This is a genomic window from Arthrobacter sp. SPT-J7, from assembly GCF_059089965.1.
In genome coordinates this window covers 61,605-73,384 of the sequence record NZ_JBNHFF010000004.1, presented here as the reverse complement: position 1 = coordinate 73,384, position 11,780 = coordinate 61,605, and the positions used below count along the sequence as shown (strand labels likewise).

9 protein-coding genes, 1 tRNA gene and 1 other RNA gene are annotated in these 11,780 nt (G+C 67.6%); 8 read left to right on the top strand and 3 right to left on the bottom strand.

Features of this window, described 5'->3' with window-relative positions:
* Nucleotides 1-45: 45 nt before the first annotated feature.
* The 3 genes from AC5RWX_RS07930 (at nucleotide 46) to AC5RWX_RS07920 (ending at nucleotide 3,209) form a co-directional block, all read left to right on the top strand.
* Nucleotides 46-957, top strand: a complete 912-nt coding sequence (locus AC5RWX_RS07930; protein ID WP_493942189.1) for a hypothetical protein — start codon at nucleotides 46-48, stop codon at nucleotides 955-957.
* Between the two features lie 122 nt (nucleotides 958-1,079).
* Complete coding sequence (locus tag AC5RWX_RS07925; protein ID WP_493944677.1) at nucleotides 1,080-2,111, top strand: isopenicillin N synthase family dioxygenase; 1,032 nt, start codon at nucleotides 1,080-1,082, stop codon at nucleotides 2,109-2,111.
* Between the two features lie 192 nt (nucleotides 2,112-2,303).
* Entirely contained in the window at nucleotides 2,304-3,209 is a 906-nt protein-coding gene (locus AC5RWX_RS07920) for an oxygenase MpaB family protein (protein ID WP_494097203.1), read from the top strand.
* Nucleotides 3,210-3,674: 465 nt separating this feature from the next.
* Here AC5RWX_RS07920 and AC5RWX_RS07915 read toward each other — a convergent pair.
* A tRNA-Ser gene (locus AC5RWX_RS07915) sits at nucleotides 3,675-3,762 on the bottom strand.
* Nucleotides 3,763-4,077: 315 nt separating this feature from the next.
* Here AC5RWX_RS07915 and AC5RWX_RS07910 point away from each other — a divergent pair.
* From AC5RWX_RS07910 to AC5RWX_RS07890, 5 genes are all read left to right on the top strand, one after another.
* Nucleotides 4,078-5,082 carry a prenyltransferase/squalene oxidase repeat-containing protein gene (locus AC5RWX_RS07910; RefSeq protein WP_493945261.1) on the top strand — a complete coding sequence of 335 codons (1,005 nt, stop codon included), beginning with the start codon at nucleotides 4,078-4,080 and terminating at the stop codon, nucleotides 5,080-5,082.
* A gap of 7 nt (nucleotides 5,083-5,089) precedes the next feature.
* An RNA gene (ffs, locus tag AC5RWX_RS07905) (signal recognition particle sRNA small type) lies at nucleotides 5,090-5,185 on the top strand.
* A 75-nt stretch (nucleotides 5,186-5,260) separates the two neighbouring features.
* Complete coding sequence (locus AC5RWX_RS07900) at nucleotides 5,261-8,704, top strand: DNA polymerase III subunit gamma and tau (RefSeq protein WP_494097202.1); 3,444 nt, start codon at nucleotides 5,261-5,263, stop codon at nucleotides 8,702-8,704.
* Between the two features lie 24 nt (nucleotides 8,705-8,728).
* A complete protein-coding gene (recR, locus tag AC5RWX_RS07895) occupies nucleotides 8,729-9,325 on the top strand; it encodes a recombination mediator RecR (RefSeq protein WP_494097201.1) in 597 nt (198 codons plus the stop codon).
* 300 nt (nucleotides 9,326-9,625) lie between these two features.
* Nucleotides 9,626-10,912 carry an aspartate kinase gene (locus AC5RWX_RS07890; protein WP_493942326.1) on the top strand — a complete coding sequence of 429 codons (1,287 nt, stop codon included), beginning with the start codon at nucleotides 9,626-9,628 and terminating at the stop codon, nucleotides 10,910-10,912.
* Nucleotides 10,913-11,214: 302 nt separating this feature from the next.
* Here the strand turns inward: AC5RWX_RS07890 and AC5RWX_RS07885 are convergent, their stop codons facing one another.
* Both AC5RWX_RS07885 and AC5RWX_RS07880 read right to left on the bottom strand, forming a co-directional pair.
* Nucleotides 11,215-11,397, bottom strand: a complete 183-nt coding sequence (locus tag AC5RWX_RS07885; protein WP_493942325.1) for a hypothetical protein — start codon at nucleotides 11,395-11,397, stop codon at nucleotides 11,215-11,217.
* Nucleotides 11,398-11,547: 150 nt separating this feature from the next.
* Nucleotides 11,548-11,760 (bottom strand): hypothetical protein, encoded by a 213-nt coding sequence (locus tag AC5RWX_RS07880; RefSeq protein ID WP_493942324.1) that lies wholly within the window; start codon nucleotides 11,758-11,760, stop codon nucleotides 11,548-11,550.
* Nucleotides 11,761-11,780: the final 20 nt, after the last annotated feature.

The window sequence follows — 11,780 nt, the reverse complement described above, 5'->3', positions numbered from 1 at the left end:
ACTGAAGGGGTGCCAACCGTCCGGGCACGCGACCATACTGGGATCATGACCCTCACAGCCGGTGCACCCGTCCGCCCCGAGCAGCCGCCCATCGGGCTGCTGCTGGACGTGGACGGCCCGGTTTCCTCCCCGGTGACGCGCACGGTTCCGCCGGAGATCATTTACTCGCTGCTGGTGATGGCCAAGCGAGGCTGGCCGATCGTGTTCAACACCGGCCGCTCGGACCATTTCATCCGGGAGCAGGTCATGGAGCCGATGCTGGCCGCGGGGATGCCCGCAGGGGTGCGCTGCTATGCGGTCTGCGAAAAGGGCGCCGTCTGGTTCAGCTTCACCGCGGAAGGCCCCGGCACCATCCACGTGGACCACTCGCTGGCCCCGCCGCAGGAGTTCGCCGCCGAGGTGCGCAAGCTGGTCAGCTCGGGCTACTCCAGCCTCATGTTCTTCGACGAAACCAAAAAGGCCATGGTGTCCGTGGAGCAGGTGGTGGGCACCGAGAACCGGGAGTACCGCCGGGTGCAGGAAAAGTTCGACGCCGAGGTCCTGGCTTTGATGGCCAGGTTCGACATGGGTGCCACCCGGCTGGATCAGCACCTGCCGAACAGCGACGACCGGATTGACTACCGGGTGGATCCGAACATTATCGCCACGGACATCGAATCGGTGCAGCTGGGCAAGGACCTGGGCGCGCAGCGGGCGCTGGAGATGCTGGCCGCCGACGGCGTGGTGCCGCATGCCTGGCGGACCATGGGCGATTCGCGCACGGACTATGCCATGTCCGACCTGCTGCACCACAACGGCCATGCCGTGCTGCACGTGGATGTACGGCCGGCGGAGGGCGTGCCGCAGAAGCCCTATCCGGTGCTGACCGCGGCCCATCTGGGCTTCCCGAAGGCCGTGCACGAGGAGGCCGGCGCGGCGTTCCTGCGGACTTGGGCCGCGATTGCGCAGACGCTGTAACACGCCGTAACCCGGGGCGTATTCCACGCCTGATTCTCCCGGGAGTCAAGGAAAACTTTGCCGGCGCAGCAAATCGTAACGTCCGTAATAATTGACAGCGGAGCCGGTGCTAGCCTGCCAGCATGAACGCTTTCGAGGGATCCATTCCAGTACTCGACATGAGCACCGCCCGGCTCGCGGACGGCAGCTTCAATCCGGACTTCATCGACCAGCTGCGCGACGCCGCGCACCGCGTCGGTTTCTTCCAGATTGTCGGCTACGGCGCGGCCGACGGCCAGGTGGCCGAGCTCTTCGACGCGATCAAGCGCTTCTTCGAGCTGCCACTGGAGGAGCGGCTCAAGCTGGACAACCGGAATTCCCCGCACTTCCGCGGCTACACCCGGATGGGCACCGAGCGGACCCAGGGCCGGGCCGATGCCCGCGAGCAGCTGGACTACTCGCCGGAGAGTGAGCCGGTTACGGACTACTCCGAGGACCAGAAGTACTGGCTGCTGCGCGGCCCGAACCAGTGGCCGGACGCTGTGCAGCCGGACCTGCGCGAGAAGGCGATGGCCTGGGCCGAGCTGATGTCCTCGGTGGGACACGATTTGCTGTCCGCCATCGGCGTCGGGCTGGGCCTGCCGGAGGATTACTTCGACGAGCCGTTCGCGGATACCCCGCACTGGATGGGCAAGCTGGTGCATTACGTGGGCGGCGTCGTGGAAGAAGCCGGCGACCAGGGAGTGGGCGTCCACGCCGACTACGGTTTTGTCACCCTGCTGCTGCAGGACATGGTCGGCGGTCTGGAGGTCCGGCCGCCGGAGTCAGAGGAATGGCTGCCGGTGGAGCCGATCGAGGGCGCCCTGGTGGTGAACCTGGGCGAAATGCTGGAGGTGGCCACCGACGGCTACATCACCGCCACCATCCACCGCGTGCAGGCTCCGCCGCCCGGCGTGGACCGCTACTCGGTGCCGTTCTTCTGGTCGCCGCGCCTGGACGCCGTGATCGATCCGGTCCCGCTGCCGGACGAGCTCAAGGCCGAGTCCCGCGGTCGCACCGACGACCCGACCAACCCGATGCTCTCCAGCTTCGGCGCCAATATGCTCAAGGGCCGGCTGCGTGCCCACCCGGACGTGACCGAGAAGTACTACCCGGAGCTGCTCGCCAAGAACTAGCAGCGCCCGACCACCGGCGGTCGGTTGCGCGGCCGGTCGACGCCGGTGGGTGGTCGACCAAGCGAGCGCCAGCGAGCGCGTGGAGACCCGCGCCAGCGGTCTGCCCCGGTGGTCAACCAAGCGAGCCCCAGCGAACGCGCGGAGACCACATCTCCCCTGCACAACCTCCGCCAGCACACTCATAATGGCTGTGTGGGCAACATCCTGATCCGCTGGCGCGATGAACTGCGCGGCACCTTCTCCGGACAGAGCAAGACAGTCCCGCACTGGGAACTGGAGTTAGAGAACGGCGACGACGAGGGCTACTTCGCGCCGGATTCCGCGGTCTGGGAGGTCCACCGCTCGATGACCACACTGGTGGCAGGCATCCGTTCCTTGCTCACGCAAACACTGCACCCTGGGGCGCTGGCCGGTGTGGATGACTTCTCCGCGTACCGCGAGGCTCCGCTGGCCCGGCTGGCCAACACCATCCGCTGGATCTTCACCGTTACCTACGGCGATACCACCGCGGCCAAGTCCGCCTGCGACATGGTGCTGCAACTGCACGAACGAGTCCGCGGCACGTACACCAATGCGGCCGGCGAGCAGCAGTCGTACTACGCCAATGATCCGCATCTCCTGCGGTGGGTGCACCTGACGTTCACCGATGCTTTTGTGACGTCCTATCTCACCTACGGCAGGCCACTGCCCGGCGGGCCGGACCGTTACGTCGCCGAATGGGCCAAGGCCGGTGAACTCATGCAGATCGCCGACCCGCCTCGGAGTTACGCGGAACTGCGCAGCCAACTGGCCAGCTTCGGGCCGGAGCTGGCGGCCTCGCCCGCCACGGCCGAGACGGTCTCGTTCGTCCGCCACCCGCCGCTGCCCCGGTCCCAACGGCTGGGTTACCGCATCCTTTTCGCCGCCGCGGTCGAAACCCTCCCCGCGGACTACCGCCGGCTGCTGGGGCTGCGGCCCAGTACTCCGCTGCCGCTGCGGATCCTGGTCAAGCCCGCGACCAAGATCGTGCTCGGCGTCGTCCGGCTGGGCCTGAGCAAGACCGGTCCCAGCGAATCCGCTGCCCGCCGCCGCCTGGCCCGGCTCCGGCAGCAGGCCTGAGGGCTCCACGGGCTCTGCGGGCCGCCAGCAGGCTGACGGCCCGGCTCGGCCAGCAGGCCCGATTGCAGTACACCGCCGCGGACGGAACTCCTGACGCAACTTCCCATGTTTCAACGTTCACTGAAATAAACGCGCAGGTCAGGGGCTTTTTCTCCTCCAAGACGTGGGAAGTTACTGCTATACGTGGGAAGTTACGGCGGAAGGTTGCGCGCCACAGGCTACCTAGGCGGCGCCGGGCACCACCGTCGCCAGGCGTGGTCCGCCGGCGCACGCAGCCCGGCATCGTCGTCGTCAGGTGTGGTCCGTCCACCCAAGCAGCTCGCCACCGCCATCGTCGACGTTAGGCATGGTCCGTCCGCCCAAGCAGCTCGCCACCGCCGTCGTCGTCGCCGTCGCCGTCGCCGTCGCCGTCGTTAAAAGAAACAGCGGCCCCGGTCTGCAGTGCAGATCGGGGCCGCTGTTTCTTGGCGGAGGATGGGGGATTTGAACCCCCGAGGGCGTGAACCCAACACGCGTTCCAGGCGTGCGCCATAGGCCGCTAGGCGAATCCTCCAAATGTTTGCTCACAAGAGCAGATACCAGAGTACCCGAACCGGGCCGATCTGCCGAATCGGGCAGGAGGCCAACGGGCTCGGGGCGGAGAGTTCCGGGCACCATCCGTAGGAGGCTAACGTGCTCGTCGCAGAGAGTCCGGGCAGCATCCGCAGGCGTCGGAACGGGCGGGGTGGGACCCGCCGGAACGAATTCCCCGCCGGCCGGACGCATCGGACCGTCCGCTCTGGAAGCGCGAATCCGGCAGTGGCAAAATGTCGCCATAGAAAAGGTGGAGTGCTCAGGGGAAGCCTTCACCCGAGGGGAATGATGCGCCGTGGCCAGCGATCCGCCCGCAGAAGGCAGCGCTCCATCGGCGCGCATAGTGGACTGGCTGCTGGCCGGCGACCCATCCATCCAGTTCCAGACCTTGCGCGACCTCTGCGACGCGCCCGACCCTGAGGTGGCCAAAGCGCAGGCCAAAATTCCGGTCAGCGGTTGGGGGGCGCTGCTGCTCGAGGCGCAAGACCCGGACGGCGGCTGGGACGGCGGGCTCTACAACCCCAAGTGGACCTCCACCATGTTCACCCTGCTGCTGCTGCACTGGCTCGGCCTGCCGGCCGGGCACCCGCAGGCAGTGGCCGGCTGCCGGCGGCTGCTGGACGGAGCGGAGTACTTCGACGGCGGCATCGATTATGGGCGGCATCCGAAGCGGGCCGAAAACTGCGTCACCGCAATGACCGTGCTGGTCAGTTCGGAGCTGGGCCAGCGGCTCGACGGCGATTCCCGAATCGACGACGCGGTGGCCTGGCTGCTTGCCGAAGAACTGGACGACGGCGGCTGGAACTGCGAGCCGCATACCTCGCCGGACAAGCATGGCTCTTTCCACACCACCATCAGCACGCTGGAGGCGCTGGCCGCCTACCGACACAGCGGCGGACCGCTCCCGGTTGCCGCCGCCGAGGCCCGCGGCCGCGAATTCCTGCTGATGCATTCGCTCTACCGCTCGCACCGCACCGGCGGCGTCGCCCATCCGACGCTGGCCCAGTTCCGGTTCCCGCCGCAGTGGCACTTCGACATCCTGCGCGGGCTGGAGTACTTCCGCGCCGAGGACTGCCCGCGGGATGACCGGATGTCGATGGCCGTCAAGGCGATCGCCTCCCATCGGCGCACCCCGGGCAACTGGGGCGGCTATCGGCCGTACCCGGGTCGGATGTGGTTCCGCTGGACGCCCGAGGACATCAGCCGCTGGGCCACCCTCCGCTGCGCCCGCGTGCTGCGCTGGTGGGGGGCCGCCGGCAGCGCCGCCGGTGATTTCGGCACGCCGTCGGGAGTCGGGTAGACTGTTCGTCGGCCCCTCATGCGGTGTCATCCTGTGAACTCCCCCAGGACCGGAAGGTAGCAAGGGTAAGCGGGCTCTGGCAGGTGCATGAGGGGTCTTTACTTAACCCCCTGCAGGCTATCCCCAGCCCGAGCGCTCCGGCGTGCGCGGGCCCAGTTCCAACCGATAGGGTTTCATCGTGAGTACAGCCCTTTACCGTCGCTACCGCCCGGACACTTTCGCGGACGTTATCGGGCAGGAACACGTCACCCATCCGCTGATGGCGGCGCTGCAGAAGAACCGTGTCAACCACGCCTACCTGTTCTCGGGCCCGCGCGGCTGCGGTAAGACCACCTCAGCCCGGATCCTGGCCCGCTGCCTGAACTGCGCCGAAGGCCCCACGCCCACCCCATGCGGCAAGTGCGACTCCTGCGTTGAACTGGGCCGCGGCGGTCCCGGCAGCTTGGACGTCATCGAGATCGACGCCGCCTCCCACGGCGGTGTGGACGACGCCCGCGACCTCCGCGAACGGGCCACCTTCGCCCCGGTCCGCGACCGCTACAAAATCTTCATCATCGACGAGGCCCACATGGTCACGTCCGCCGGCTTCAACGCGCTGCTGAAGATCGTCGAAGAGCCGCCGGAACACATCAAGTTCATTTTCGCCACCACGGAGCCTGACAAGGTCATCGGCACCATCCGCTCGCGCACCCACCACTACCCGTTCCGGCTGGTCCCGCCGGAACCGCTGATGCAGTACCTGGAGCTGCTCTGCCGGCAGGAGAACGTGCCGGTGGCCCCGGGCGTCCTCTCGCTGGTGGTCCGCGCCGGCGGCGGTTCCGTCCGCGACTCGCTGTCCGTGCTGGACCAGCTGATGGCCGGTGCCGGCCCCAACGGCCTGGATTACGAACTGGCCGTTTCCCTGCTCGGCTACACCCACGCTTCGCTGCTGGACGACGTCGTCGACGCCTTCGCCGCGGCCGATGCGTCCACCGTGTTCAGCGCAGTGGACCGCGTGGTGCAGACCGGCCACGACCCGCGCCGCTTCGTCGAGGACCTGCTGGAGCGTTTCCGCGACCTGATCATTGTGCGGGCGATGCCGGAAAGCGCGCACGCCATCCTGCGCGGCGTGCCGGAGGACCAGATCGCGCGGATGCAGACACAGGCCAACCAGCTGGGCGCCTCCGAACTCTCCCGCGCCGCGGACATCACCAACCAGGCGCTGACCGAGATGACCGGTGCAACGTCACCGCGCCTGCATCTGGAACTGCTCTGCGCGCGCATCCTGCTGCCCGCCGCCGACCAGGGCGAGCAGGGCGTCGCGGCCCGGGTGGATCGCATCGAGCGCCGGCTCAGCTACGGCGGAGCCCCGGTGTCCGCTCCGCTCGACCAAGGCCAGGCGCCCGTCGCCCACGCTGCCGCTGAACCGGCGCTCACCGGCGCTGCGGCTGCGCGCGCGGCGCTCCGCGGAGCCAATGCCCAGGCGCAGGCCCCGGCCGCGGCCGCGGCAGAAACTTCGCGTCAGGACCCCGAGCGCATCACTCCCCCGCGAGTGAGCACCGCCGATTGGCCGCGCGAGGACCAGCAGGGGTCGGCCACCGCTTCCCGGCCCGTGGCGCAGCCTGCCCCACAGCACGACGGCGGAGCTCCCGCCACTTCCGGTCAAATGGCGCCTGTGGCTCCGGGAAGCTCCGGAACTCCGGATTCAGACGCCACCGGTGGATTCGGTGCCGCTGCGTCTGCTGCCCCGGCGCCTGTGGCCCCGGCAGCTGACGCTCCCGCCGGCTCCGCCGCGAACGTCGAACCCGGCCCCGCCGTTCCGTCGTCAGTTTTCGGAAACCCGCAGGATGCCGGCCGACAGGACGCTGGCGTGAAGGGAACGGCCAACACTGGCCGACCGGAGGAACCTGCCGCCAGCCCGGTGGCTGGAACATCGGCCGACTGGGGCGGCACCTGGGGCGCCATGCCGGAACCGGCGCTGGCCCCGGAGAAGACCACTGCCCCGGCGCCTGCTCAGGCGCCGATGAACCAGGCGGCGCCGCCTGCTGCCCAGCAGCCGGCCCAGCAGTCCGGAGCTCCGCAAGCCGCCGATGCGCGCGGCCAGCGGCAGCCGCAAGCGCCGGGACAGCCCATCGCTCAGCAGCCCGCGCCTGCAGCACCGGTCCAGCAGCAGCCTTCCCGTCCGGAACCGACGGCAGCACAGGTGCAGCCTTCGCGCCAGGACCAGACAGCGCCGCAGGCCTCGGCTCCGCGGCCGAGCCAGCCTGCCCCCCAGGCATCCGGCCAGATCGAGATGATCCGCCGTGCCTGGCCGGAGATTCTGAGCACCCTCAGCGGCATCCGCAAGGTGACGTGGATGAATGTCAGCGCCAATGCCTCGCCGCTCAGCCTCGACGGCACAGCGCTCACCCTTGGTTTCAAGAACCAGGGGTCTGCAACCAACTTCGGCAACGGCGACCACGCGGAGAACCTGCGGCAGGCCATCCAGCAGGTGCTCGGCCTGGACCTGCGGATCCTTACCGTGGAAGATGCTTCGGTGACAGCGGGTGAGTCCAGCCCAAAAGTACCCACTAGCCGGCAGCAGCCGGCAGACGGTGGATGGCCCGCCAACACCGCTACGGTAAACGCGCCCGCGCCTGTCCCGGAGCCCGCTGCGTACAACACTCCGCCGAGTGCTGCGCCGACCACCGCGACTCATGTGCCGCCGGTCGGCTTCACGCCTAACCCCGGCCCGGCACCTTCCGAGCCCTCGGCTCCGTCGGGTTCGTCGGCCACGTCGGGTTCGTCGGCCGGTTCGGCGTCGTCTGCCGTCTCGGCACCGTCGGCTGTCTCGGCACCGTCCGGCATCTCGAGCCCATCCCCCTTATCCGGTGCTTCGGCAGCTTCTGGCTACTCCGCGTCCAGCGGGATGTCCGGGCCCACGGCCGCTACCGCGGACACCGGCTTCTCCGCAGCCTCCGGCATCTCAGCAGCTTCCGGCTTCTCCGCGGCATCGGGGGCGTCAGCAGCCAGCGGGATGTCCGGGGCCACTGCGGCCTCTGCGCCGTCGGCCGATTCACCGAACAGCGCTTCCGGCAACGGCCAGCGGCCTCCCGCCCTGCCTGGCGAGAAGCCGGTGTTCGCGCAGCTGGCCGAGCGGATGTCTTCGGTGTCGCCCGCTGCTGTCACCGGGGCCCCTGGCGCAGTCGCCCTGAAGTCGGATCCCAACCAGTCGGTGGCGGGTGCGGACGCTCCGGCTCCAAGCGACCCTGAAGCTGCCCAGCCCACCAGGCAGTTCCACGGCGCCCCGGCTTCAGGCCAAGGCGCTCCAGCGCCGTCGGCCCCGGCCTCGCCGTACGACGACATCCCCTACGCCAACGACGAACCGCCCGCTGAAGAGTGGGAAACGACGCCGGATCGGCAAGTGCCCGGCCAGAAGCGTAGCCGCTACCAGCAGCTGTTGGATCAGGCGAAGGCGACGCAGGCAGCGGCAACTCCGGCAACGCCGTCCCCGTCCGGCAGTAACCTAAACTTGAAGTACGTCGAGGACATCCCCAGCGACGACGACGAGTCCATCGAGGACTCCGGGCTTGTGGGCCGAGCAGCCATCGAACGTTTGCTCGGCGGACGCCTGATTGAAGAACGAAGCCACGACGGTTCCTAACCGAACGCGGAGAATGAAGGTTCAGTGTACGAAGGTGCTGTCCAGGAGCTGATCGACGAGCTCGGCCGCTTGCCTGGAATCGGCCCGAAGTCCGCCCAGCGGATCGCGTTCCATATTCTGGACGCCGATCCGGCCGACATGAAGCGGTTGGTTGACGCCGTGACCAACGTCAAAGAACGGGTGAAGTTCTGCTCCATTTGCGGAAACGTCTCCGAACAGGAGACCTGCAACATCTGCCGCGACCCGCGCCGGGACCCGACGGCCATCTGCGTGGTGGAAGAGTCCAAGGACGTCATTGCGATCGAACGGACCCGTTCCTTCAAGGGCCGCTACCACGTGCTCGGCGGCGCGATTAACCCGATTGGCGGCGTCGGCCCGGAGCAGCTTCGCATCAAGGAACTGCTGAACCGGCTTTTGGACAAGCAGATCGAAGAAATCATTATCGCCACGGATCCCAACCTGGAAGGCGAAGCCACCGCCACCTACCTGGCTCGCATGCTCAAGGCCATCGGCATCCCCGTGAGCCGGCTGGCCTCGGGCCTGCCCGTAGGCGGGGACCTGGAGTACGCGGACGAAGTCACGCTGGGCCGCGCGTTTGAAGGCCGCCGCATCCTGACTTGATGCCTGCGGCCGACGCTGAATCTGGTTCGGCCGTCGGCTCCAGCACGCTCGATCTGCACGGAACCGGAAGCGGACATCCACCGCCGGTGCCAAGTGGCACTTTGGTGCGGCACCGGCGTCGTTATGACCATGGCCAGTCACACTGGCTGGCCGCATTCTCCGCCGCCCCTGTTGCGGCGTTAGAATTGCCCTTGCCGCGCCGTGTCCGCAGCCAGGGCCCGCGGCAGCATTCCATCAGCCCGGCCGCCCGCCTCGCGGGGCACGGCCCGGGCCCCAAACCAGGAGTTGTTTAGAGCCCACATGAGCCTGATAGTGCAGAAGTTTGGCGGTTCCTCAGTCTCGGACGCCGAGGGGATCAAGCGCGTGGCCCAACGCGTGGTCGATACCCAGGCCGCTGGCAACCAAGTGGTGGTCGTCGTGTCCGCGATGGGGGATACCACCGACGAACTGCTTGACCTGGCCAACCAAGTGTCCTCGCACAGCAGCGCCCGCGAAATGGACATGCTGCTCTCCGCCGGCGAACGCATCTCCATGTCCCTGCTGGCCATGGCGATCCAGGAGTTCGGCTCCAGGGCGCAGTCCTTCACCGGCAGCCAGGCCGGCATGGTCACCGATGCCATCCATGGCAGGGCGCGGATCATCGACGTCTCGCCGCACCGGGTGCTGACCACCATCGAACGCGGTGAGATCGCCATTGTGGCCGGCTTCCAGGGCATCAGCCGGGAGAGCAACGACATCACCACGCTGGGCCGCGGCGGTTCCGACACCACCGCAGTGGCGCTGGCGGCGGCCCTAGGCGCCGACGTCTGCGAGATCTACACTGACGTGGACGGCATTTACACCGCTGATCCGCGCGTGGTGCACACCGCCAAGAAGATCGACACCATCTCCAGCGAAGAGATGCTGGAGATGGCTGCTTCCGGCTCCAAGATCCTGCACCTGCGCTGCGTCGAGTACGCTCGTCGCTTCGGTGTGAAGCTGCATGTGCGCTCGTCCTTCAGCACCAACGAAGGAACATGGGTGCTGCCCAGCCCCGATGACAAGATCAAGATTCAAGAGGGAGAACCCTTGGAACAGCCCATCATCTCCGGCGTCGCCCACGACCGCTCTGAAGCCAAGGTCACCATCCTCGGCGTGCCGGACATTCCCGGCAAGGCCGCGGAAATCTTCGGCATCGTCGCCGGCGCGCACTCGAACATCGACATGATCGTGCAGAACATCTCCACCCGCGGCACCGGCAAGACGGACATTTCCTTCACGCTTCCCATGGTGGAAGGCAAGGAGGCCCTGGACGCGCTCAAGGCGGCCCAGGACGTGGTGGGCTTCGAGGGCATCCTCTACAACGAGAACGTTGGCAAGCTCTCGCTGATCGGCGCGGGCATGCGCTCCAATCCGGGCGTCTCCTACAAGTTCTTCGAAGCGCTGCACAAGGCCGGCGTGAACGTGGACATGATCTCCACCTCCGAGATCCGCATCTCGATTGTCACGCACGCCGATCTGCTGGACACCGCCGTCCGCGCGGTCCACGCCGCATTCGGCCTGGACACGGACGAGGAAGCCACGGTCTACGGCGGCACCGGCCGCTGACGGCCTCTTGCCGGTTGACCGCGGGTCTACTGAGCCGCGGATCGACTGACTCACTCATCGACTGATCAGCAGGCGCCCTTCCCGGCCTTGGGAAGGGCGCCTGCTGATTTTTCGATGGAAACGGGGCATCGGACATGGCGCGAGGGGGCGTGGTGGGCGCCGGCAGCGGTCTGCGGGGCACAGCAGGCTGCTTTCGCCCGCTGCTGAAAGGCACGACGGCGGTGCGCACCCCGCCGTCGGCACGTCGCCCGTTCGGGCGATGGATTGTGCGGGGCGCCGTTTCCGACAACGACAGATCGGCGTCAGGCCTTATGAGGCCGCCGGTACGCGTACGAGTGACCGGCTTCCCCCCGCTCCACTTCGATCTGCGACAGTTGCTCCTCCGACGCCTTCTCCGAGGCGTCGTGCCGGTGGACAACCGGGGAATCCGAATCGATCCGGTCCGCCGGGCCCCACACCTTTGCCGCCTTCTCCGTGGCTCGCATGAATCGGTTCATAAAGCGCGAATTCCCAGCCATCTGAATCACCTCTTGCTCAGAAGAATCCGTGGCATCAGTGTAACGAGGAGCGGTACGGAAAAACAGGGTTTTGGGCAGGAGAACACCCGCCCTGGGCCTGCCCGGGAGGCCGGATTCCTAGGACTGTTTCTTCGGCACGATGTAGGTGCTGCCGTCGGCCCGGGTGACTGTTTCCCACTGGGCTGCTTCGGCCTCGCGCTGCTTGAGCAGGGCCTTGTTTTCCTCGGTCATGGGATGGTCCACGCCGCTCTTCTGCGCCGGGCCGAAGACCCAGCGGAACTTGCCGGTGGCCCGCATGAACGCGTTGACGCGGGACTTCTTTTCGGCCATGTGCGTTGTTCCTTCTTCCG